The organism is Mycolicibacterium elephantis DSM 44368 (genome assembly GCF_004014805.1).
Lineage (GTDB): Bacteria > Actinomycetota > Actinomycetes > Mycobacteriales > Mycobacteriaceae > Mycobacterium > Mycobacterium elephantis.
On record NZ_ATDN01000005.1, the window covers coordinates 1 to 22,929 of the forward strand.

The 22,929-nt window shown below is 67.0% G+C and carries 23 protein-coding genes; 2 read left to right on the top strand and 21 right to left on the bottom strand.

Annotation, left to right across the window (positions count from 1 at the left end; genetic code table 11):
* Window positions 1-218: 218 nt before the first annotated feature.
* Window positions 219-1,472, bottom strand: a complete 1,254-nt coding sequence (gene murA, locus MELE44368_RS04975; RefSeq protein ID WP_128107486.1) for a UDP-N-acetylglucosamine 1-carboxyvinyltransferase — start codon at window positions 1,470-1,472, stop codon at window positions 219-221.
* A 69-nt stretch (window positions 1,473-1,541) separates the two neighbouring features.
* On the opposite strand from murA, the gene MELE44368_RS04980 reads away from it, so the two are divergent.
* The gene (locus tag MELE44368_RS04980) at window positions 1,542-2,120 is read left to right on the top strand and encodes a cob(I)yrinic acid a,c-diamide adenosyltransferase (RefSeq protein WP_128107487.1); all 579 of its coding nucleotides are present in this window, start codon (window positions 1,542-1,544) and stop codon (window positions 2,118-2,120) included.
* On the opposite strand, the gene MELE44368_RS04985 is transcribed toward MELE44368_RS04980, so the two are convergent.
* The 16 genes from MELE44368_RS04985 to fadD1 form a co-directional block, all read right to left on the bottom strand.
* Window positions 2,117-2,563 carry a DUF2550 domain-containing protein gene (locus MELE44368_RS04985; protein WP_164890028.1) on the bottom strand — a complete coding sequence of 149 codons (447 nt, stop codon included), beginning with the start codon at window positions 2,561-2,563 and terminating at the stop codon, window positions 2,117-2,119. The genes MELE44368_RS04980 and MELE44368_RS04985 overlap by 4 nt on opposite strands.
* Window positions 2,564-2,574: 11 nt before the next feature.
* On the bottom strand, window positions 2,575-2,940 hold the full coding sequence (locus tag MELE44368_RS04990) for a F0F1 ATP synthase subunit epsilon (RefSeq protein ID WP_128107488.1): 366 nt from the start codon (window positions 2,938-2,940) through the stop codon (window positions 2,575-2,577).
* Window positions 2,941-2,942: 2 nt separating this feature from the next.
* Window positions 2,943-4,469, bottom strand: coding sequence for a F0F1 ATP synthase subunit beta (atpD, locus tag MELE44368_RS04995; protein WP_128107489.1), 1,527 nt, complete (start codon window positions 4,467-4,469; stop codon window positions 2,943-2,945).
* A gap of 24 nt (window positions 4,470-4,493) precedes the next feature.
* The gene (locus MELE44368_RS05000) at window positions 4,494-5,417 is read right to left on the bottom strand and encodes a F0F1 ATP synthase subunit gamma (RefSeq protein WP_128107490.1); all 924 of its coding nucleotides are present in this window, start codon (window positions 5,415-5,417) and stop codon (window positions 4,494-4,496) included.
* Between the two features lie 21 nt (window positions 5,418-5,438).
* Window positions 5,439-7,091, bottom strand: coding sequence for a F0F1 ATP synthase subunit alpha (atpA, locus tag MELE44368_RS05005; RefSeq protein ID WP_128107491.1), 1,653 nt, complete (start codon window positions 7,089-7,091; stop codon window positions 5,439-5,441).
* 44 nt (window positions 7,092-7,135) lie between these two features.
* Window positions 7,136-8,467, bottom strand: a complete 1,332-nt coding sequence (locus MELE44368_RS05010; RefSeq protein WP_128107492.1) for a F0F1 ATP synthase subunit B/delta — start codon at window positions 8,465-8,467, stop codon at window positions 7,136-7,138.
* 3 nt (window positions 8,468-8,470) lie between these two features.
* Window positions 8,471-8,986, bottom strand: coding sequence for a F0F1 ATP synthase subunit B (locus tag MELE44368_RS05015; RefSeq protein ID WP_128107493.1), 516 nt, complete (start codon window positions 8,984-8,986; stop codon window positions 8,471-8,473).
* Window positions 8,987-8,994: 8 nt separating this feature from the next.
* Window positions 8,995-9,240 carry a F0F1 ATP synthase subunit C gene (locus MELE44368_RS05020; RefSeq protein ID WP_046752794.1) on the bottom strand — a complete coding sequence of 82 codons (246 nt, stop codon included), beginning with the start codon at window positions 9,238-9,240 and terminating at the stop codon, window positions 8,995-8,997.
* 59 nt (window positions 9,241-9,299) lie between these two features.
* Window positions 9,300-10,055, bottom strand: a complete 756-nt coding sequence (atpB, locus tag MELE44368_RS05025; RefSeq protein ID WP_128107494.1) for a F0F1 ATP synthase subunit A — start codon at window positions 10,053-10,055, stop codon at window positions 9,300-9,302.
* Complete coding sequence (locus MELE44368_RS05030) at window positions 10,052-10,501, bottom strand: ATP synthase subunit I (RefSeq protein WP_128107495.1); 450 nt, start codon at window positions 10,499-10,501, stop codon at window positions 10,052-10,054. The genes atpB and MELE44368_RS05030 overlap by 4 nt, the downstream gene beginning before the upstream one ends.
* A 244-nt stretch (window positions 10,502-10,745) precedes the next feature.
* On the bottom strand, window positions 10,746-11,936 hold the full coding sequence (locus MELE44368_RS05035) for a glycosyltransferase family 4 protein (protein WP_128107496.1): 1,191 nt from the start codon (window positions 11,934-11,936) through the stop codon (window positions 10,746-10,748).
* 29 nt (window positions 11,937-11,965) lie between these two features.
* Window positions 11,966-12,619, bottom strand: coding sequence for an L-threonylcarbamoyladenylate synthase (locus tag MELE44368_RS05040; protein ID WP_128107497.1), 654 nt, complete (start codon window positions 12,617-12,619; stop codon window positions 11,966-11,968).
* On the bottom strand, window positions 12,603-13,526 hold the full coding sequence (prmC, locus tag MELE44368_RS05045) for a peptide chain release factor N(5)-glutamine methyltransferase (protein WP_128107498.1): 924 nt from the start codon (window positions 13,524-13,526) through the stop codon (window positions 12,603-12,605). Before prmC ends, MELE44368_RS05040 begins: the two co-directional genes overlap by 17 nt.
* Window positions 13,523-14,584: a peptide chain release factor 1 gene (prfA, locus tag MELE44368_RS05050; protein ID WP_128107598.1), complete on the bottom strand. Its 1,062-nt coding sequence runs from the start codon at window positions 14,582-14,584 to the stop codon at window positions 13,523-13,525. Before prfA ends, prmC begins: the two co-directional genes overlap by 4 nt.
* 90 nt (window positions 14,585-14,674) lie before the next feature.
* On the bottom strand, window positions 14,675-14,914 hold the full coding sequence (gene rpmE / locus MELE44368_RS05055; RefSeq protein WP_046752801.1) for a 50S ribosomal protein L31: 240 nt from the start codon (window positions 14,912-14,914) through the stop codon (window positions 14,675-14,677).
* Window positions 14,915-15,051: 137 nt separating this feature from the next.
* Window positions 15,052-16,629 (bottom strand): fatty-acid--CoA ligase FadD1, encoded by a 1,578-nt coding sequence (fadD1, locus tag MELE44368_RS05060; RefSeq protein WP_128107499.1) that lies wholly within the window; start codon window positions 16,627-16,629, stop codon window positions 15,052-15,054.
* A gap of 58 nt (window positions 16,630-16,687) precedes the next feature.
* On the opposite strand from fadD1, the gene MELE44368_RS05065 reads away from it, so the two are divergent.
* Window positions 16,688-17,332 carry a TetR/AcrR family transcriptional regulator gene (locus MELE44368_RS05065; RefSeq protein WP_164890030.1) on the top strand — a complete coding sequence of 215 codons (645 nt, stop codon included), beginning with the start codon at window positions 16,688-16,690 and terminating at the stop codon, window positions 17,330-17,332.
* 52 nt (window positions 17,333-17,384) lie between these two features.
* On the opposite strand, the gene rho is transcribed toward MELE44368_RS05065, so the two are convergent.
* The 4 genes from rho to MELE44368_RS05085 form a co-directional block, all read right to left on the bottom strand.
* The gene (rho, locus tag MELE44368_RS05070) at window positions 17,385-19,286 is read right to left on the bottom strand and encodes a transcription termination factor Rho (protein WP_128107501.1); all 1,902 of its coding nucleotides are present in this window, start codon (window positions 19,284-19,286) and stop codon (window positions 17,385-17,387) included.
* Between the two features lie 276 nt (window positions 19,287-19,562).
* Window positions 19,563-20,507, bottom strand: a complete 945-nt coding sequence (thrB, locus tag MELE44368_RS05075) for a homoserine kinase (protein ID WP_128107502.1) — start codon at window positions 20,505-20,507, stop codon at window positions 19,563-19,565.
* 14 nt (window positions 20,508-20,521) lie between these two features.
* Window positions 20,522-21,607 carry a threonine synthase gene (gene thrC, locus MELE44368_RS05080; RefSeq protein WP_128107503.1) on the bottom strand — a complete coding sequence of 362 codons (1,086 nt, stop codon included), beginning with the start codon at window positions 21,605-21,607 and terminating at the stop codon, window positions 20,522-20,524.
* Window positions 21,600-22,928 (bottom strand): homoserine dehydrogenase, encoded by a 1,329-nt coding sequence (locus MELE44368_RS05085; RefSeq protein WP_128107504.1) that lies wholly within the window; start codon window positions 22,926-22,928, stop codon window positions 21,600-21,602. Before MELE44368_RS05085 ends, thrC begins: the two co-directional genes overlap by 8 nt.
* Window position 22,929 lies beyond the last annotated feature (1 nt).

Consider the following 22,929-nt stretch of genomic DNA (forward strand, 5'->3'; position numbering starts at 1 on the left):
ACAAACAAAAACCACCAAACACACTATTGAGTTCTCAAACAACACACCCGCTCTGCAGGCAACCCTGCCACTGTACTCCATGTGGACAGGGACGTCAAACCGCGTCCGCCAGCCGATCTGGCTGGGGCCGTTGGCTTCTGGGTAAAGACTACCCCGTCCTCCAGCCGCGTCCAACGCCCCCCTCCCCGGCCGCGGCCGGGCAGCTCAGCGGCCCGCGCTCAGGCGACCCGCTCGATCTCGGCGCCCAGGCTCTTGAGGTTCTCCACGAACAGCGGATAGCCCCGGTCGATGTGGAACACGTCGTGGACCTCGGTGTCGCCGTCAGCGACCAGGCCCGCCAGGACCAGGCCGGCACCAGCGCGGATGTCCGATGACCACACCGGCGCGCTGGAGAGCTGGGGGATGCCCCGGACCACGGCGTGATGCCCGTCGGTGCGGGCGTCGGCACCGAGCCGGACCATCTCCTCGACAAACCGGAACCGCGCCTCGAACACGTTCTCGGTGATCATCGAGGTGCCGTCGGCGATCGACGCCAGCGCGATGGCCATCGGCTGCAGGTCGGTCGGGAACCCGGGAAACGGCAGCGTGGCGACGTTGACGGCCTTGGGCCGCTCGTACTGGACCACCCGGAAGCCGTTGTCCGTCTGGGTGACGGTCGCGCCGGCGTCATGCAGCTTGTGCAGGACCAACTGCAGATGCTGCGGGTCGACCCCGACCACCGAGATGTCCCCCCGGGTCATCGCCGCGGCGATGCCCCAGGTCGCGGCGACGATGCGGTCCCCGATCACCCGGTGTTCGGTCGGATGCAGCCGGTCCACGCCGGTGATCGTCATCGTCGGGGTACCCGCCCCCGAGATCTGGGCGCCCATCTGGTTGAGCATGGTGCACAGGTCGACGACGTCGGGCTCGCGTGCGGCGTTGTGGATGGTCGTCACGCCCTCGGCGACCACGGCCGCCATCAGGATGTTCTCGGTGGCCCCGACCGACGGGAACTCCAGTTGGATCTCCGCGCCGCGCAGATGGTCGGCCTCGGCAACCACGCAGCCGTGCTCGATGTTGCACCGGGCCCCCAGTTGGCGCAGGCCGGCCTGGTGCATGTCCAGGGGGCGCGACCCGATCGCGTCGCCGCCGGGCAGCGCCACCCGGGCCCGCTTGCACCGCCCGACCAGAGGCCCCAGGACGCACACCGAGGCGCGGAACTGCCGAACGGCAGCAAAGTCGGCGTCGTACTTGGGCTCGTCGGGGGACGTGATCCGCACCACGTCGGCGTCCAGTTCGACGGTGGCGCCCAGACCCCGCAGAACTTCCGCCATCAGCGGCACGTCGAGGATGTCCGGGCAATTAGTGATCGTGGTGGTGCCCTCCGCCAACAGCGACGCCGCCATCAGCTTCAAGACGCTGTTCTTGGCACCCCCGACGGCAACTTCGCCCGACAACCGGCTTCCGCCGGTGACCACGAAACGCTCGCTCACGCGGTCAGTGTAAACAGCGCTCAAGACGGTGTCAGTCGCCATGCCGAGTCCTTCCGGTACGGTTTCGGCATGGGCGTTCATCTGACCCGCATCTATACGCGCACGGGCGATGACGGAACCACCGGCTTGAGCGACTTCAGCAGGGTGTCAAAGAATGACGCCCGCCTCGAGGCGTACGCCGACTGCGACGAAGCCAATGCCGCCATCGGCGTGGCGATCGCGTTGGGCCACCCCGATGAGCAGATTCTCAACGTGCTCAGGCAGATTCAGAACGACCTCTTCGACGCCGGCGCGGATCTGTCGACTCCGGTGGCGGAGAACCCCAAGTATCCACCGCTGCGGGTTCCGCAGAGCTATATCGACCGGTTGGAAGCCTGGTGCGACGAGTTCAACGAGCCGCTGCCGGCACTGAACTCCTTTGTGCTGCCAGGCGGTACGCCGCTGTCGGCGCTCCTGCATGTGGCGCGCACTGTGGTGCGTCGGGCCGAGCGGTCCGCGTGGAAGGCCGTGGAGATTCACGGTGACGGGGTCAGCGTGCTTCCCGCCAAGTATCTCAACCGGCTGTCGGATCTGCTGTTCATACTGTCGCGGGTGGCCAACCCCGGCGGCGATGTGTTGTGGCAACCCGGCGGTGGCGCAACGGATTAGCGTGCGCGTCGGCGTGCCCGGGGCGACGGCCGCGACTCCACCCAGGACAGGAACGCAGTCAACGCCCCGCGGTCCAGCGCAATCTCGTAACTCCGCCGGCGTTCCGGGCTGACGTCCCGGACCTCCAGCACCACGATTTCGTGCGTCATGATGTCGAATTCGTCGCCGCGGGGCGCTCGTCGAGACACGATCTCCAAGCCTCGGCGGCTCAACCGGCGATCCGGCCACCAGCGCAGGCTGGACAACCGATAGAACCCGGCCTCCCCACCGCGATACCGAATCACGCCGTGCCGCCAGCCGTGACCGCCGACGGCGGGCACATCACGCAGAATCGCCGCGGTGCCACCCACCTGGCGCAGCTTCCACAACCGGTAGCTCAGGGCGACGACGACCGCGAAGAGAACGCCGACCAGCGCGACCATGATCCACATGGACGCGCTCATCTGCGGGCCCGCTAGTCGATCTGACCCAGGGCGCGGAGTCTGGCCCGTCCCCTGGCGGCTGTTGCTGGATCGTCGGAGTCGGCGTCCTGACGCGCAGCGTCGGCGTCGATCTCGGACTCGAGTTCGGCGGACTCGGCGAGAATGATCACGCCCACGTCGGTGACCGACATGAACCCGCCGTCGACCGCGATGCGCAGATCCTCTTCGCCCTCGCGCTCGACCCGCACGACCGCGTCGTCGACCAGTTGCGCGACCAACGGGATGTGGCGGGGCAGGATCCCGATCTCACCGGCGGTGGTGCGGGTGAAGACGAAGGTGGCCTTGCCCGACCAGATCTCACGTTCGACGGCGACGATGTCGACGTCTAGCTCCGCCATGGCTATTGCGCCTTATCGCCGTTGTCGCCCTTGCCGCTGTCGTCACTGGAGACCGGCGCGCCGTCGCCGCTTGTGTCTTCCAGCTTGGCGCCAAGGCTTTCGGCCTTCTTGGCGAGATCGTCGAGCCCGCCGATGAGGAAGAATGCCTGCTCGGGCAGATGGTCGAAGTCGCCCTTGGTCAGCCTGTCGAAGGACTCGATGGTCTCCTTCAGCGGAACCGTCGAACCCGGCTGGCCGGTGAACTGCTCGGCCGCCATCATGTTCTGGCTGAGGAAACGCTCGATCCGCCGCGCCCGGTTGACCAGCTGCTTGTCCTCCTCGGACAGCTCGTCGATACCCAGAATCGCGATGATGTCCTGAAGGTCCTTGTAGCGCTGCAGGATTCGAATGACTTCCTGGGCGACCCGGTAGTGCTCGTCGCCGACGATGCTGGGGTCCAGGATCGTCGAGGACGACGCCAGCGGGTCCACCGCCGGGAAGATGCCCTTCGAGAACACCGCACGGCTCAACTCCGTGGTGGCGTCCAGGTGCGCGAACGTGGTCGCCGGCGCCGGGTCGGTGTAGTCGTCGGCGGGCACGTACACGGCCTGCATCGAGGTGATGGACCGGCCGCGGGTAGAGGTGATGCGCTCCTGCAGCTCACCCATCTCGTCGGCCAGTGTCGGCTGGTAACCCACCGCGGAGGGCATACGGCCAAGCAGCGTCGACACCTCGGAGCCGGCCTGGGTGAACCGGAAGATGTTGTCGATGAACAGAAGCACGTCCTGGCCCTGCTCGTCGCGGAAGAACTCGGCCATCGTCAGCGCCGACAGCGCCACCCGCATACGGGTGCCCGGCGGCTCGTCCATCTGACCGAACACCAGCGCGGTGTCCTTGAGCACGTTCGCTTCGGCGAGCTCGACCCAGAGGTCGTTGCCCTCACGGGTGCGCTCCCCCACCCCGGCGAACACCGAAGTACCACCGAAGTTACGAGCGATGCGGTTGATCATCTCCTGGATCAACACCGTCTTGCCCACGCCGGCACCGCCGAACAGCGCGATCTTGCCGCCGCGCACGTAGGGCGTCAGCAGGTCGACCACCTTCAGACCGGTCTCCAGCATCTCGGTGCGGGGTTCCAGCTCGTCGAAGGCCGGCGGCTTGCGGTGGATGGACCACTTCTCGAAGTCCTTGCCGTAGCCGGGATCGTCGAGGCAGTCGCCGAGCGCGTTGAACACGTGCCCCTTGACGCCGTCGCCGACCGGGACCGAGATCGACCCGCCGGTGTCGGTGACCTCGACCCCACGCACCAGGCCGTCGGTGGGCTGCATCGAGATGCAACGCACCAGGTTGTCGCCGAGGTGCTGGGCGACCTCCAGCGTCAGTGTCTTGGCCAGGTCCTTGTAGCCGATCTCGGCGTGCAGTGCGTTGAACAGTTCCGGAACGGCGCCGCGTGGGAACTCGACGTCGACGACCGGGCCGGTGACTCGCACCACGCGTCCGTTGGTGTCGGCGCCGGCCTTGTTCGTCTCGCGTTCGGCGGTAGCAGTCATATCTGGTTTCGCTTCCTCTGCGTGCTAACTCTTGGCGTCGGCCAACGCGTTTGCGCCACCGACGATCTCGCTGATTTCCTGGGTGATCTGCGCCTGGCGCTCACGGTTGGCCTGCAATGTCAGATCCGTGATGAGCTCGTCAGCGTTGTCGGTAGCCGACTTCATGGCACGCCTGCGCGATGCCGACTCCGACGCCGCCGCCTCGAGCAGGGCGGCGAAGATGCGGGTGGAGATGTACCGCGGCAGCAGCGCGGCGAACAGCGCTTCGGCGTCGGGCTCGAACGAGAACAGGGTGTGCAGACCGGTGTCCTCTTCGCTGTATTCGACCTCCATCGGCGCGATCCGGCGCGCGGTGGCCGTCTGCGACAACATCGACCGGAACTCGGTGAACACGATGTGCAGTTCGTCGACGCCGAGCACGTCGTCCGCTCCCGGATCGTCGCCCTCGTCGTCGACGCCGGCCATGAACGCATCGACCAGTGTCGACGCGATCGCGTTCGCGTTCTCGTAATCGGGGCGCTCCGAGAAACCCGTCCACGCCTCGGTCACATTCCAGTTGCGGAAGCTGTAGTAGCCGAGCGCTTTTCGGCCCACCACGTAGAGGACCGGTTCCTTGCCCTCCTCGCGTAGCAGGGAGAACAGCTCCTCGGATCGGCGGAGCACGTTGGCGTTGTACGCACCGCACAGCCCGCGGTCGGAGGACACCACCAGAACGCCTGCCCGTCGCGGCTTCTCACGAGCGACCAGCAACGGATGATCCAGCGCGCTGGCGCTGGCCAGTTCCGTGAGCATGTTGGTGATTTCGCGGTCGTACGGCCGAGCCGCCTCGACACGGGCCTGCGCCTTGGCGATCCGCGAGGTGGCGATCAGCTCCTGGGCTTTGGTGATCTTCTTGATCGAGCCCGCGGAGCGGATCCTGCCGCGCAGTTCGCGCAGTGTTGCTGCCATTGGTTACTGGACCCTTCAGCCCTACGACTTCTTCTTCTTCGGTGCGGGCTTGCGTACCTTCACCGATTCTTTTTCGACGTCCTCTTCGGCCATGGCCTCGACGTGCTCGTCGGGCACCACGGAGCTGCCGTCGGTGGTCGCGAAGCCCTTCTTGAACTCGTTGACCACGTTCGCGAGCTTCTCGGCGGTCTCATCGGAGAGCTTGGTGGTGTCCCGGATGTCGTTGAGAATCGCCTCGTGTGAGGCCTTGACGTGCTCGAGGAACTCCTGCTCGAACCGCTGGACGTCTTCCACCGGCACCGAGTCCAGGTGGCCCTTGGTGCCGAGGAAGATGGCGACCACCTGCTCCTCGACCGGCATCGGGCTGTTCTGCGGCTGCTTGAGCAGCTCGACCAGCCGCGCGCCGCGGTCCAGCTGAGCCTTCGAGGTTTCGTCGAGGTCCGAGGCGAAGGCCGCGAACGACTCGAGTTCGCGGTACTGCGACAGATCCAGACGAAGCGAGCCCGCCACCTCTTTCATCGCTTTGATCTGCGCGGCACCGCCGACGCGGGACACCGACACACCGACGTTGATGGCCGGCCGCACGCCCTGGTTGAACAGGTCGGTCTCCAGGAAGCACTGCCCATCGGTGATCGAGATGACGTTGGTCGGGATGTAGGCCGAGATGTCGTTGGCCTTGGTCTCGATGATCGGCAGCCCGGTGAGTGACCCGCCACCGAGCTCGTCGGAGAGCTTGGCGCAGCGCTCCAGCAGCCGGGAGTGCAGGTAGAACACGTCGCCCGGATAGGCCTCACGGCCGGGCGGGCGACGAAGCAGCAGCGAGATCGCGCGGTACGCCTCGGCCTGCTTGGTCAGGTCGTCGAACACGATCAGCACGTGCTTGCCGCCGTACATCCAGTGCTGGGCGATGGCCGAACCCGTGTATGGCGCAAGCCATTTGAACCCGGCGGAGTCAGAGGCCGGCGCGGCGACGATGGTGGTGTAGTCCATCGCCCCGCCCTCTTCGAGGGTGCGGCGCACGCTGGCGATCGTGGTGCCCTTCTGGCCGACGGCCACGTACACGCAACGCACCTGCTTGGCCGGATCCCCGGTCTCCCAGTTCTGCCGCTGGTTGAGGATCGTGTCCACGCAGACCGCGGTCTTGCCGGTCTTGCGGTCACCGATGATCAGCTGGCGCTGGCCGCGACCGATCGGGGTCTGGGAGTCGATCGCCTTGATGCCGGTCTGCAGCGGCTCGCTCACGCTCTGGCGCTGCACCACGGAGGGCGCCTGCAACTCCAGCGCGCGCCGCTCGGTGGTCTCGATGTCACCGCGACCGTCGATGGGCTGGCCCAGCGGATTGACCACCCGGCCAAGGAAGCCGTCGCCGACCGGCACCGACAGCACGTTGCCGGTCCGCTTCACCTGCTGGCCCTCTTCGATCCGCTCGAAGTCACCGAGGATGACGGCACCGATGCTGTGCTCGTCGAGGTTGAGCGCGACCCCGAGCACACCGCCGGGGAACTCCAGCAGTTCCTGGGTCATGACGGACGGCAGTCCCTCGACGTGTGCGATACCGTCGCCGGCGTCGATGACCGTACCGATCTCTTCACGCTCGGTTTCGGCCTCGAACCCGGCTACGTACTCCTCGATCGCACCTTGGATCTCATTCGCTGAGATCGTCAACTCTGCCATGGCTTTTCGTCTTCCTTTTTCCTGGGTCTTTGGGTGTTATCGGGTCAGTCGGGCAGGTGGCTTTCGGCCGCCGCCAGCTTCGACGCCAGCGATCCGTCGATCACCTCGTCGCCGACGGCGATCGTCAAACCGCCGATCAGCGCCGGGTCCACGTCGAGCTGAAGCGAGACGGGATGGGCGTAGATGCGGGTGAGCAGCTCGGTGAGCCGGTTGCGTTGGGCGTCGCCGAGTTCGGCGGCAGCACGCACGTGCGCGACGACCTCACCGCGGCGGGACACCGCGAGGTTCGCCAGGTCGCGGACCACCTCGTCGGCTCGCTCGCCGTGCAGCAGTTCGACCGTCTGGCGCAGCAGGTCGGCGGTGTTCTTGCTGGCCCGGCCACGCAGCACGTCGTTCAGCAGCTTGATCCGCCCATCCGCGGGCGTGGTGAAGTCGCTGAGCAGGTTGATCAACCTCGGTTCGGCGTCCAGAACGCGACTGAACCGGAAGAGCTGGTCTTCGACGTCCTCGATCTGGCCCTCGCGTTCGGCGCGGACCAACAGGGCCAGCCTGGCGATGTGCTGCAAACCGTGAGCGAGATCCGAGGTCGACGACCAACGTTGTGACACAGCGGTTTTGACGATGTCCAGCGCGGCGTCCGACACCTTGCCGGACAGCAGTCGCTCGGCCAGCCCGGTCTTGAGACCGGCGTCTGCCGACGGATCGGCAAGGTGCCTGGCCAGCACGGCTTCGGCGCGAAGCAGTTTCACGACCGAAACCAGGTCGTCGGCCACACCGGTCAGCGTGTCGGCGTCGCTGCCTGCGACCGTCTCATCGAACCGCTCGACCACCTTGGTGATCGACTCCCGGCTGGCCGCACGCAGTTTGGCCGTCGCGGCATCGGTGAAGACGGTGCTGGACGGCGCCATTTCGTCTAGTTCGGCAAGGAAGCGGTCGACCGTTGCGCCCTGCTCGGACGGATCGGAGACGAAATCGCGCACCAGATCACCGGCGCGGTGCACGGATTCAGCGCCGAGGCTTTGCCGCAGCTCCCGGATGAGCTGTTGGCGTAGCAACTGAATCTGTTGTGCGCCTTGGGTCTTGATGCGCTCAAGCTCGACGTCAGCCTGGTTACGTAGCTGCTCGGCGATCTTCTCGGCGTCGTGCCGAGCCTCCTCGATCACCTTGGCCGCCTCCGCCTTGGCTTCTTCCAACGCCTTGGCGTGCTCGGAATCAGCTTCAGCGACCTTCTTCTCGGCCTCGGCGTGCTCGGCGAGCTGGATGCGCACGTTCTCCTGCTGCTGCTGCATCATCCGGCGCACCATCGGCGCCACCCACTTCGTGATGCCGAAGACGATGATGATGAAGCCGATCAGCTGTCCGATGAACGTCGACACTGGTTACCGTCCTTGACCCGTCGTGGCCGGGACCGTGCGCGTGGTCACGTCGACCCCGAGCACACGGCTGGCCAGGCTTGCCGCCAACGTCTCCACTGACGTCTGCAGTTCGGCGGTCAGAGCGCGCGACTGCTCGGTCAGTTCGGAGTTGGCCTGCTGGAGCAACGTCGAGACTTCAGCGTGGGCGCGGGCGCGCGCATCCTCGACGATCTGGCGACCCTCGGCGCGGGCCTCTTCGCGAATGTCGGTCGCTTCCCGACGCGCCTCACCCATCACCTTGAGGTAATCGGCTTCGGCGGCGGCGCGCAGTTGTGCTGCGCGCCGGTTGTCTTCGACGGTCTTGGCGACCATGGCCTCGCGCTCGTGCAGCACCTTGCTGATCGGCGGCACAACCCATTTGCTGATCACGCCGAGCACGATCAGGAAGAGGATCAGCACGAAGAAGAAGGTGCCGTTTGGCAGCAGGAAGTTGCCGCCGCCTTCCTCTGCCGCCAGAACGGTAGTGCTGAGGTCTGCCATGGCGTCGACTAGCCGACCGGGGTGGCGAAGACGAACAGCGCCATGAAGGCCAGGTTGATGAAGTACATGGCCTCCACCAGACCAACGGTGATGAAGAACGGCACGAAGAGCCTGCCCTGAGCCTCCGGCTGCCGCGCTACGCCGTTGACCAAAGCACTGCCGACGACACCGTCACCGATAGCGGCACCGACAGCGCCGCCACCCAAGAGAAGACCGCCGCCAATGAGTGCGCCAGCAGCGATAGTGGGATCCATTCCTTTTATCCTCCTTGATAACTGGTAGCGGTCCTACCAGGTTGTCGAGCGTTTACGGGTTAGTGGTGTTCGTCTTCGAGCTCCATGGACTGACCGAAGTACAGGATCGTCAGCAGCGCGAAGATGAACGCCTGGATGGCACCGATGAACAGTTCGAAAGACTTCCACAGCGCGTTGGGCGCCCACATGATGTAGGCGGGGAACAGCGCGATGATCGTGACCATGATGCCGCCGGCGAAGACGTTGCCGAAAAGTCGCAGGGACAGGGAGATCGGCTTGGCGATCTCTTCGACGAGGTTGATCGGCGCCAGGAAGGCGACGTGCCCCTTGAGCAGCCGCAGCGGATGCCCGACGATACCGCGGCGCCAGAAGCCCGCGGCGTGATAGCAGATGAACACGAAAAGGCCAAGCGCCAGCACGAAGTTGATGTCGGCGGCAGCCGGCTTGAGCAGCTCGTGGATGCCGGTCTCGTTCGAGTACTGCCACGGAAACACCGACAGCCAGTTGGCGATGAGGATGTAGGCGAACAGCGTCACCGCGAGCGGCAGCACGAACGGCGCGATGCGCATGCCGATCGCCGACTCGATCTGGTTGCGCGCCTGGATCGTGATGCCTTCCCAGAACAACTGCACACCGGTGGGGACGCCCGTGGAGGTGACCTTGGCGCGCAGGTAGAACGCCAGCGCCAGCACGATCACTGCGGCGATGGTGGCCGACAACATCGTGTCGGTATTGACCGTCAGCCCGAACCATTTGGCGGTGGTGTGCGTGCCGACGTGGATCCCGGAGTCGGCGGCGAGGATGTTCTGGGTCATTGCTGTGTGGGTTCCCCTTCGAATCCGTCAGCGGTACCGCCTGCCCGCAGTTTCTTCGCCACGGGCAGCGTGGTCGTGAAGACGAGCAGCATTTGGAACAGGGCCATGCCGAAGACGACACCGAGACCAGCGGGCCGGAAGATGAACGCGATGGCGAGCCCGATGATGGTCAAGATCATCAGGCGGGTCGCGGAATTCAGCGCCATCTTGCTTTTCAGCGGATGGGGCTGCGACGTGATGTTGGTGACCGACCGTCGCACCAGGAGGGCGTTCACCAGACCGAGCGCGAGGCCGATTCCGAAGAACACCCCGACCATCACGTGACCCAGAAGCGCCGCCGCCAGCGTGCCGAGCCCCGCGAGCACCGCGCAGATTGCTGCCAGGCGCACCGGCCGGAACGCAATCGAGGGAAGCACCAACGGCGCGTCGTGCGCTGGCGTCGTCACAGATTCACCTCGATCCCGCGGTCACAGAAGTTGCCGAATGATCCAACGTTCCAGTGCTTGGCGCCATGAGCGTATCGGAGCGTGTCCGGCGCACTGGAATCACCCAAGCGGCAGCTCCCTTTGTCGGTCGTTTTACCGGTCCGCTCGGCCGTGAACCGACGGGTCCGGGGCCGGCAACCCGCGAGGTTTTTCGGGTTCTGATTTTTCACCCTAACACATGGTCGCAGGCATAAAACGGGGCCTACTACTTACCGTCGTATACCTCGGTCCACTGGCCGTTTCGACGGCGCAGAAGTGGGATCACCGTGACGACGATCGCGACCAGAATCGCCGCCAGCATGACCACCCCGCTGTAGCGCGGATCGAAGAAAATCGTGCTGGCCGCGCCCAAGGCGACGATGCCGACCCAGAGGTAGATCAGCAGCACGACCCGGCGATGCGAATGGCCAATCTGAAGCAGCCGGTGGTGCAGGTGCATCTTGTCCGGGCTGAACGGGCTGCGGCCCGCGCGAGTTCGGCGCACGATCGCCAGCAGCATGTCCAACGCGGGCACGAACAAAACCGCCACGACCAACAGGAACGGTGACAGCAGCGCGAACACGTCGCGCGCCCCGTAAGCCGTCTGCGAGATGGGGCCCGCCGCCGTGGTCGACGCCGCGGCGAGCATCAAGCCGATCAGCATCGAGCCCGAGTCGCCCATGAAGATCTTGGCGGGGTGGAAGTTGTGGGGCAGGAAGCCGAGACAGGCCCCGGCGAGCACCACCGAAATGACTGCGGGCGGATAGAACAGCACGTCGCCGCCGTGATCGCGCAGCAATCCGATCGAGAAGATGCAGATGGCCGACGCGGTGATCAGCCCCAGGCCGGCGGCCAGCCCGTCGAGCCCGTCGACGAAGTTCATGGCGTTGACGATCGCCACGGTCAGCGCAAGCGTGAGCAGGATCGACGACACCTGGTCGAGCACGATGGTGCCGACACCGCCGATCGGGATGTACAGCACGCTCCACGCGACGCCCATGGTGACCAGCACGCTGGCCGCGGTGATCTGGCCGGCGAACTTCGTCAGCGCGTCCAGGCCCCAACGGTCGTCGATCAGGCCGATGGCCATGATCAGCCCACCGGCCACCACCACCGCGGGCATCCCCGACGAGTAGACGAATCCCCGCGTCAGCGCGGGAAGTTGCGATGCGAGCAGGACGGCGGCGACCACCCCGACGTACATCGCCAGCCCGCCCATCCGCGGGGTCGGCTGCAGATGGACGTCACGCTCGCGCGGGTAGGCCACGGCGCCGAACCGCCGGGCCAGCACCCGCACCCAGCCGGTCGCGAAGTAGGTGATGATCGCCGCGGTCAGCCCGACGAGGGCCAGTTCGCGAAGCGGGACGCCGGCGCCACGCTCGTTGAGCGCGAGCACGGTGTCCGTCGCGTAGCCCATCGATGCACCGTATGCCACGTCGGCTCAGCTCATTCCGTCAGTGCGGCGGGGTCTGTGTCGAGAACTTTGGCGACGGCCTCCACCGTGACCGGCCCTTGGCGCAGCACCCGCGGGCTCGCTCCGGTGAGGTCGACGATGGTCGAGGCGGTCTGCTGGGCGGACGGGCCGGCGTCGAGGTAGACCTGCACGCGCTCGCCGAGTTGGTCGCGCGCTTCCTGGATTGTCACGGCAGGGGGCCGGCCCGAGGTGTTCGCGCTCGACACCGCCATCGGGCCGACCTCGCGCAGCAGTTCGATGGCCACCGGATGCAGCGGCATCCGCAGCATGACGGTGCCGTGGGCGTCGCCCAGATCCCATTGCAGCGACGGGGCTTGGCGCACCACGAGGCTCAGCGCCCCCGGCCAGAACGCGCGGATGAGTTCACGCGCGGCGGCCGGCACGTTGTACACCAGCCCCTCGATCGTGTGCCACGACCCGACCAGCACCGGGACAGGCATGTCGCGCCCGCGGCCCTTGGCGGCCAACAAGGCGGCGACGGCCTGATTGTCGAACGCGTCGGCGCCGATGCCGTACACCGTGTCGGTGGGCATCACGACCAGCTGACCGCCCTTCAGAGCGCTGATGGCCGAGGCGATTCCGGTCGCACGCTGGTCAGGGTCGGTGCAGTCAAACAGCTCGGCCATGACCGGTCCCTTCCTGCCTGCGGTTGCGGGTCGCGGTGACGAACCGGGGCCGTCCGGCCAGGTCGCGCCGGGCGGTGACGGCGTCGAACTGCCCGGTCCTGCTGAACGCGCCGACAGTGCGCGCCGATGTGGTGTCGTCGTGTTCCACCGCGCACCGGCCGCCGTCGCGCAGCCACCGCCCGGCGAGGCCGACCACGGCGTCGATGACCGTCATCCCGTCGGGTCCGCCGAACAGCGCATGCGCTGGATCATGTTCGGCCACTTCGGGTTCCAGTTCAGCCCCTTCGGGGATGTACGGGGGGTTGGCCACCACGAGGTCGACCTGGCCATCGAGTTCGGGCAGCAGCCCGGGCTGGGTCACGTCGGCGCGGACCAGTTCGACGTCGGTGCCTGCGAGGTTGCGTCGGGCGTAGTGCAGCGCGGCCTCGGAGTCGTCGACGGCGATGACGCGCGCGCCGGGCACGGCCTTCGCGAGCGCCAGCGCCAAGGCACCGGAGCCGGTGCAGAGATCGACGATCACCGGGGGCCGAACGTTCCTTACCGCTCGAATTTCGCCCGGAAATTCGAGCGGTACGGAACGTTCGCGCAACAAGAGTTGCGCCACAGCCCATTCCAGCAGCGCCTCGGTTTCCGGCCGCGGAATGAACACACCGGGCCCGACGCTGACGGTGACCGGCCCGAACGCCGCGCTGCCGATGATGTGCTGCAACGGCACCCGCTCGGCGCGTCGGGCGACGAGCCCGCGGTAGCGGTCGACGAACGCCGCGTCGGGTCGGGTGAGCGCCAGCCGACCCCGGTCGGTGCCGGCGGCATGGGCGGCAAGGAGTTCCGCGTCGGCCCGCGGCGATGCGACTCCGGCGTCGGCGAGTGCCGCCTCGGCGGCGTCGATCACCTCGCGGAGCATCATGTCGTCTGAAGCCTGGCTTGCCTGTCGGCGGCGGCCAACGCGTCGAACAGCGGATCGAGGTCGCCGTCGAGTACCTGATCGAGGTTGTGCGCCTTGTAGTTGATCCGGTGGTCGGCGATCCGGTTCTCGGGGAAGTTGTAGGTGCGGATGCGCTCGCTGCGGTCGACGGTGCGGATCTGGCTGGCGCGGTCGGCCGATGCGTCGGCCTGGGCCTGCTCTTCGGCCATGGCCTTCAGCCGCGCGGCCAGCACCTGCAGCGCCCGCGCCTTGTTCTGCAACTGCGAGCGTTCGTTCTGGCAGGTGACGACGATGCCGGTGGGCAGGTGCGTGATGCGGACCGCGGAGTCGGTGGTGTTGACGCCCTGGCCGCCCTTCCCCGACGACCGGTAGACGTCGATGCGCAGATCGGACTCGTCGATCTGGACCTCTTCGATCTCCTCGGGTTCGGGGTAGACCAGCACGCCGGCCGCCGACGTGTGCACACGGCCCTGCGACTCGGTCACCGGCACGCGCTGCACCCGGTGCACGCCACCTTCGAACTTCAGCCGCGACCAGACCCCGTCGGCCGAGTCGCCCTTGCTGCGGATCGACAGCGTCGCGTCCTTGTAGCCGCCCAGGTCGGAGAAGGTCTCGTCGAGCACGGTGACCGTCCAGCCGCGCCGCTCGGCGTAGCGGATGTACATGCGGGCCAGGTCCGCGGCGAACAGCGCGGACTCCTCGCCGCCTTCGCCGGATTTGACCTCCAGCACGATGTCGTCGGGGTCGTGCGGGTCCCGAGGCGCCAGCAGGTCGGTGAGGTGGGTCTCGAGTTCGGCCACCGTGGCGGTGAGCTCTTCGACCTCCGCCGCGAACGACGAGTCGTCGGCGGCGAGCTCGCGGGCGGCCTCCAGGTCACCACGGGCGGCCTCCAGCTTGCGGTAGGTGGCCACGATCGGTGACACCTGGGCGAACCGCCGCCCCACCTTGCGGGCCTGGGCCGCGTCGGCGTGCAGGTTGGGGTCGGACAGCTGACGTTCGAGTTCGGCGTGCTCGGCCAACACGGCATCAATCGCCGTCATGTTGTCCGTCACGTCGACGTCCTTCCCTCACACGCAGACCGGCGCCCGGCCTGGCCGCCTGGGCGGCAAGAACGGGCGCCGGAAAGGCAGCTATTTGTCGGCTGAGTTGTTCTCGCCGGCCTTGTTGCGCTTGCCGTAGCGCTTCTCGAAGCGGGCAACGCGGCCGCCGCTGTCGAGGATCTTCTGCTTGCCGGTGTAGAACGGATGGCACTGTGAGCAGACCTCGACATGGATCTGCCCGCTCTTCTTGGTGCTTCGCGTGGTGAACGTGTTGCCACAGCCACAGTGCACCGTGGTCTCGACGTAATCAGGGTGAATACCCGTCTTCATGGTTTCCTCTTCGATCGTGGACCCGGGTCGCCCCTTCAGCAATTTCAGTGAAGGTGTGAGCGTGAACCGGAACCGAGGGTCGACGCTCCATTATGCCAGTTGGACCGCCAGCAGCCTAAACACCTGCCCCGGCGACGTTATTCCGCAGGGTACGGATGGAACCTGGTGCCGTCGCGCCGCCACAATCTGCGCCCGTCGGGGTCGGTGCCTCGCGCGATCAGGTCGCGCTTCAGGATTTTGTTGGTCGCGGTGCTCGGCAGGTCGTCGGCGATCCAGACGTAGCGCGGCCACGCCTTCGGCGACAGGTCGCTCTGGGCGGCCAGGAACTCCTCGAACGCCTGCGGGGTGAGGTCGGCGTCGTCCTGCAGCACGATCGCCGCCATCACCTGGTCGCCGACCAGTTCGTCGGGAACCGGGTAGACCGCGACCCGGTTGATCGGCGCCAGCCGCAGCAGGATGCGCTCGATCGGCGCGGTGGTCATGTTCTCACCGTCCACGCGCATCCAGTCGGCGGTACGCCCGGCGAGGTAGATGAAGCCGTCGGCGTCGCGGTAGGCCAAATCCCCCGACCAGTACATGCCGTGGCGGGTTCGTTCGGCGTTGGCCTCCTCGTCGTTGTAGTAGCCCGAGAAGAAGCCGGTGCCCGAGGTGTTGACCAGCTCGCCGATCGCTTCGTCGGCGTTGAGCAACGCACCGTTGGCGTCGAACACGGCCGGCGGGCACTCCGTCACGGTTTCGCTGTCGTAGATCGCCACACCCGGAAAGCCTTTGCCGACAGAGCCTTTGGGGGTATCGGGCGTTCGGGTGATGATCACCGCGTTCTCGGTGGACCCGAATCCGTCGTCGACGGTGACGCCGAATCGCCTGCCGAACTCTTCGATGTCGCGGTCGGTGGCTTCGTTTCCGAACGCCACGCGCAGCGGGTTGTCGCCGTCGTCGGGCCGCTCCGGGGTGGCCAGCACGTAGGCCAGCGGCTTTCCGACGTAGTTCATGTAGGTCGCGCCGTGCTGACGGATGTCGGACAGGAAGCGCGACGCGGAGAACTTCGCGGGCACCATCGCCGCGCCGGCCACCAGCGCGGGCGCCCAGCCGCCGACCACGGCGTTCGAGTGGAACAGCGGCATCGACAGGTAGCAGGTGTCTTGCGAGGTCAGGCCGAACTTGTCGACCAGCGCGGTTCCCGCGAACAGCACCATCGAGTTGGCCACCTGGACGGCCTTGGGGTTTCCGCTGGTACCCGAGGTGAAGATCATCATGAACGTGTCGTCGGGGGCGGCCTCGCGCGTGGGGGTCAGCGGTGGCGCGGCCTTCTGCAGCTGAACCCACCGGGGATCGGCGGCGTCGAACACGGTGACGCCCGGAAGGTCGAGGCCGTCGAGCAGTTGCCGGTGCTCCGCGTCGGTGATGAGGAACTGGCATTCGACCTTGGCGATGTCGCGGGCGAGCGCCTCGCCGCGGCGGGTGGTGTTGATTCCGCACAGCACGTAGCCGCCCAGCGCCGCGGCGGCCAGTGCGGTCAGCATCTCCGGGGTGTTGCCGAGCAGCACACCGACGTGCAGCGGACGGCCCGGGTCCGCCGCGCCGATCAGAGCGGCGGCCCGCGCCCCGGCGTCGGCCACGTGCTCGCGCCACGTCCACGTGCGGTCCTCATGCTTCACCGCGACGGTGTCCTGCTCGGCGCGCTCACGAAGTAGCTGCTGGAGTGTGTCCGCCATGGTCACCTCTCGACAGTGAACAGATTTGTGATTGTGTCTACCATGTCAGAATGTCGTGATGCGCAGCAGCGCGGAAACGACGAGAGGGCGATCGGTGACCACCAGCACCGCGACCAAGAACGTCCGTGATCGGTTGATCGACGCGGCGGAAGTCTGTCTGCGCGCCAAGGGTATTCGGGCGACGACGGTGTCCGAGGTGGCAGAGGTCGCCGGGATATCACGGGGTTGGTTATACCGGCACTTCCCGGACAAAGTCACGCTGTTGGGCGCGGCGATCGTCCGGCTCAACGACGCCTTTTGGTCCGAGGCGCACGCCATGCTCGAACGGGTCGAGGGGCTGGACCGCCAGATCGTCGCGGGCATCCGGCATGGCCGCAGTGCCTACGACGACCCCGGCGCGCTGCTGATGAAGCTGCGGATCGACGAACCCGACGAGTTCGCCGCCTGCGCGGGCGCCGGCGTGCAGGGACTGGTGCCTGACCTGGCCGACTTCTGGTCGCGTTACCTCATCGCGGCGCGCGACAACGGCGAGATCCACGCCGACGTCGACATCGCCGAAGCATCGGAATGGGTTGCGCGAGTGCTGATTTCGCTTGCCACCGTGCCCGGGAACACGCTGGATCCCAGCGACGACGACGCGGTGTTGGCGCATGTGCGCCGCTACGTCATGCCCGGGTTGCGGGCCGACCCCGCCGCGGTGTGATTTCGGCGCGGTTCGTCACGCTGAGCGTGACGAACGACGCCGAAGTCGCCCGTTATTCGTTGTCGACGCCGGGAGCGGTCTTGGAGACCTGCACCAGGAACTCGTAGTTGTTCTTGGTCTTGCGCAGCTGGCTCATCAGCAGATCGATGGCCTGATGCGGGTCGAGACCGGACAGCACGCGGCGCAGCTTGTGCACGACCGCGAACTCGTCCGGCGAGAGCAGCAGCTCGTCCTTGCGGGTGCCGGACGGGTTGACGTCGACGGCCGGGAAGACCCGCCGTTCGGCGATCTTGCGGTCGAGCTTGAGCTCGGCGTTGCCGGTGCCCTTGAACTCCTCGAAGATCACCGTGTCACCGGTGGAACCGGTCTCCACCATCGCGGTGGCGATGATCGTCAGGGAGCCGCCCTCTTCGATGTTGCGGGCGGCGCCGAGGAACCGCTTCGGCGGGTACAGCGCGGTCGAGTCGACACCACCGGACAGGATGCGCCCGGATGCCGGTGAGGCGTTGTTGTACGCGCGGCCCAGCCGGGTGATCGAGTCGAGCAGGACGACGACGTCCTTGCCCTGCTCGACCAGCCGCTTGGCCCGCTCGATCGCCAGCTCGGCGGCCTGGGTGTGGTCTGACGGCGGCCGGTCGAAGGTCGAGGCGATGACCTCACCCTTGACCGAGCGCTGCATGTCGGTGACCTCCTCCGGACGCTCGTCGACGAGCACCACCATCAGGTGGCATTCCGGGTTGTTGGTCGTGATCGCGTTGGCGATGTCCTGCAGGATCGTGGTCTTACCGGCCTTCGGCGGCGACACGATCAGCGCACGCTGGCCCTTGCCGATCGGCATGATCAGGTCGATGACGCGTGTGCTCAGCCGGTCGGGCGTGGTCTCCAGCCGCAGCCGCTCGTTCGGGTAGAGCGGCGTGAGCTTGTTGAACTCCGGCCGATTCTTGGCCTCCTCGACGGGCTTGCCGTTGACCGTGTCCAGCCGCACCAGCGGGTTGAACTTCTGCCGCGAGTTCTGGCCGCCGCCTTCGCCTTCTTTGGGCACGCGGACGGCACCGGTGACCGCGTCGCCGCGGCGCAGGCCGTTCTTGCGCACCATGTTCATGGAGACGTACACGTCGTTGGGGCCTGCGAGATAGCCCGAGGTCCGCACGAACGCGTAGTTGTCGAGCACGTCGAGGATGCCCGCGACGGGCTGTAGGACGTCGTCCTCGCGAAGCTCGGTGTCGCCGTCGCCGCCACCGCGTTCCCGGCGCCGGCGGTCACGGAACCGGCGACCCCGTCGGCCGCCACGGCTATCGCCGTCGTCGTCGTTGGAGCCACCGCGGTTCTGCTGGCCGCCCTGCTGATCACCGTCAGACTTGGAGTCCGACCTGGTGTCCTGGTCGGTCTTGGTGTCGGACTTGCTGTCCTGCTTGGCGTCCTGCTTGCTGGTGCTGTCCGGCTTGCTGTCCGGCTTGGTGTCCTGCTTGGTCTCGGACTTGGTGTCCTGAGCGCTCTGCTCGGCTCCGGTCGGCGCACCCGCGCCGCGGTTGGCGCCGCGACGTTCACGGCGTTGACGCGCCGGCTGGTCGCTGTCGTCGCTCCGGCCGGCGTTGTCGCCGGTGTCGGCCTTCTCGGCTGTCTTCTCGGCGGCGCCCGGGGCGTCGTTGCCGGCCCCGACGCGGCCGTTGGACTCGCCGCGACGATCACGTATCGCGGCCACAAGTTCGCTCTTGCGCATTCCCGACGCGCCGTCGATGCCGATCTCTTTGGCCAGAGCGCGTAGTTCGGGCAGCACCATGCTGGACAGCGAGCCACTCCGGGTGCCGGATGCGGCATCGGCGGCAGGCGCAGCTTCCACGGCGGACGCGCTGTCAGGCGCATCAACTGCCGCGGGGGTGTTTGAATTCACGGTGTTCGGCAGCGCGGCATCGTCGCTGCTGCCATCAGCCGTGATGAGGTCCGTATCGGTCACGGATGTCCTTTCTCTCCCTCGCTGTTCGAGTCATGCGGGGATTAGTTGCGTTCAGCTGATCAGCTCAACGCGTGGGCCGCACCATTGCGTGTGCAACGGTGATTGCCGGGATTCGCCGGTATACGACGAACCGTCAGCCCATGGGTAAATCACGGGGAAAATGAGTGGTGTCCTAGTGTCGGCGCAGGCAGAGACCCTGCAATTGCTGGACAGAAGCGAGAATAACGCGCATCGAAGCTGGAAGCAAGAAAACACGCGTGCAACCCGTGTTGCGCACTAACTCCGAACGGCCACGCCCGACGTCCAGCGGACACCGTCACCAACTGTCATCTCACTGACGGTGAACCCGGACGCGGCGCCGAATTCCAGGGCTTCTGCCGGCAACTCCGGCTGTGTACACAGCGCCAGAATCGATGGTCCGGCCCCGGAAAGCACCGCTGCAATGCCATAACGCCGCAGCACCTGCAGGTATTCCGCGGATGCCGGCATGGCATCGGCCCGCTGGGGTTGGTGCATGACGTCCTCGGTGGCCGTCATCAGCAGATCGGGCCGTTCGGTGAGCGCGACCACCAGAAGCGCGGCGCGGCTGACGTTGAACCGTGCGTCGGTGTGGTCGATCCGCTCGGGAAGCAGCACCCGGGTTTCGGCGGTCGACGAGCGCTGCTGGGGAATCGCGGTGAACAGGTGGATGTCGCGGTGCAGCCGCAGCGGCACGGCCCGGTATCGCGGCCGGCGCTGGTCGGCCTCGGTCCACGACACCACCGCGCCGCCGAGCACGGCAGCCGACGCATTGTCGGGATGGCCCTCGAACTCCGAGGACAGCTGAACCAGCTGGTCTTCGGTCAGCGGTGTCGAACCTGCTTGGCTGACAAGGCCGTTGACTGCCGCCAGCCCCCCGACGACCGCCGCGGCCGACGAGCCAAGTCCGCGGGAGTGTGGAATGTCGTTGCGGCAGCGCACGATCATGCCCGGAACGGAGACCTTGGCCGCCTGCAATCCGCGCTCGACCGCGCGCACTACCAGATGCGATGCGTCCAGCGGGACCTGGCCGGATCCTTCGCCTTCGACCTCGACGCTGAGCCCGGATGCGATTGTCTCCACGACGACCTCGTCGTACAGACCCAGCGCGAGGCCGAGGCTGTCGAAACCGGGCCCGAGGTTGGCGCTGGACGCGGCGACCACGGCGGTCGCCGTCAGCCCGGCCGGCAACGTCGTCGTCACTGGGATGTCACCTGCTAAACCAGGCCGAGCTTCTCGACCACTGCCATGGGATCGACGGGCAGGGGCGTGACGGTCGGCATGCCTTTCAGCGCGGTGTCGGGGTCCTTGAGCCCGTTGCCGGTGACGGTGCACACCACCGTGGAGCCCTTGGCGACCCAGCCGTCCTCGACGGACTTGAGCAGCCCTGCGATGCTGGCCGCGGATGCGGGCTCGACGAAGACCCCCTCCGTGCGCGCCACCAGGTGATATGCGGCCAGGATCTCTTCGTCGGTGGCGGCAAGGAAGCGGCCCCCGGACTGCTGTTGGGCCTCGACGGCGGTGTCCCAGGACGCCGGCGAGCCGATCCGGATCGCGGTGGCGATGGTTTCTGGGTCGCGCACCGGCGCACCGTGCACCAACGGGGCTGCGCCCGCGGCCTGGGTGCCCAGCATCCGGGGCAGCCGGTCCGACAAGCCGTCGCGGTGGTATTCCCTGTAGCCCTTCCAGTACGCGGTGATGTTGCCGGCGTTGCCGACGGGCAGCGCGTGCACGTCGGGCGCGGTTCCCAATGCGTCGGCGATCTCGAACGCGGCGGTCTTCTGCCCCTCGATGCGGAACGGGTTGACGGAGTTGACCAGCGAGATGGTCGGGAAGTCGGCGGTGAGCTTGCGGGCGAGTTCCAGGCAGTCGTCGAAGTTGCCGTCGATCTGGATGATCTTGGCGCCGTGCATGACAGCCTGTGCCAGCTTGCCCATGGCGATCTTGCCCTGCGGAACCAGGACGGCGCAGGTGATGCCTGCGCGTGCGGCATAAGCGGCCGCCGACGCCGAGGTGTTGCCGGTGGACGCGCACAGCACGGCCTGTTGCCCGCGGGACACCGCCTCGGTGACGGCCATGGTCATGCCGCGGTCCTTGAACGAGCCGGTCGGGTTGAGCCCCTCGACCTTCAGATGCACGGTGCAGCCGGTGTATTCGGAGAGCCGGGGCGCCGGCAGCAGCGGGGTGCCGCCCTCACGCAGCGTGATCGGGGTCCAGCCGTCCTGCACCGGGAGCCGGTCGCGGTAGGCGGCGATCAACCCGGGCCAGGGCTGGTGCACGGCCGTGGGCGGTGCGCTACTCATTCGTGGTCCCTTCCATGCGCAGCACGCTGTTGATGCTCTGCACCACGTCGAGGTCGGCGAGCGCGGCGACGGTCTCCGACAGCGCCGCGTCGGTGGCTTGGTGGGTGACGACGACGATGCGGGCGCCGCAGCGTTGGCCGCCGTCGTCGACGATCTCCTCCTGCCGCACGACGGCGATGCTGACCTCTCGCTTGGCGAATTCGGCTGCGACAGCGGACAACACGCCGGGCAGGTCAGCGACGTTCATGTTGACGTAATAGCGGGTCGGAATGAATCCGATCGGCGAGATCGGCAGCTTGGCGTACTTGGATTCGCGCGGGCCGCGCCCGCCTTGCACCCGGTTGCGCGCGGCCATCACGACGTCGCCCATCACCGCCGAGGCGGTGGGGGCTCCGCCCGCGCCCTGGCCGTAGAACATCAGCTGCCCGGCGGCCTCCGCCTCCACGAACACCGCGTTGAACGCGCCGTTGACGGCGGCGAGCGGGTGATCCAACGGCACCAGGGCGGGATAGACGCGGGCTGAAACCCGTTGCTGGCCTTCGTCGGAAGTCAACCGCTCACATATCGCGAGCAGCTTGATGGTGCAGCCGAGCGCGCGCGCCGACGCGAAGTCGGCGGGGGTGACCTTGGTGATGCCTTCGCGGTAGACGTCGTCGGCGGTGACGCGGGTGTGGAAGGCGATCGAGGCCAGGATCGCGGCCTTGGCGGCGGCGTCGTAACCCTCCACGTCGGCGGTGGGATCGGCTTCCGCGTAGCCCAGCGCGCTGGCGTCGGCGAGGGCGCTCTCGTAATCGACGCCCGTGCTGTCCATCTCGGACAGGATGTAGTTGGTGGTGCCGTTGACTATGCCCGCCACCCGCAGCACGGTGTCCCCGGCCAGCGACTGGGTCAGCGGCCGGATGACGGGGATCGCGCCTGCTACCGCCGCTTCGAAATACAAGTCCACATGCGCGTGTTCGGCCGCTTGGGCGAGTTCACCGGTCGAAACGGCCATCAGCGCCTTGTTGGCGGTGACCACCGATTTCCCTTGTTCCAGCGCCGACAGGATGGCCTTGCGCGCGGGCTCGACGGGCCCCATCAACTCGACGACGATGTCGACGTCGTCACGGGAGACGAGTTCTTCGATGTTGTCGGTGAGCATGTCGATGGGCAGCCCGCGGCCGTCAGCCACGCGGCGGACACCGACGCCGCGCAGGACCAGCGGAGCCCCGATGCGGGCGGCGAGATCGTCGGCGCTGTCCTCGATGATGCGCACGACCTGGCTGGCGACGTTGCCGAGTCCGAGGACCGCTACCCCGATGGGCTTTTCGTGGCTGGTCATC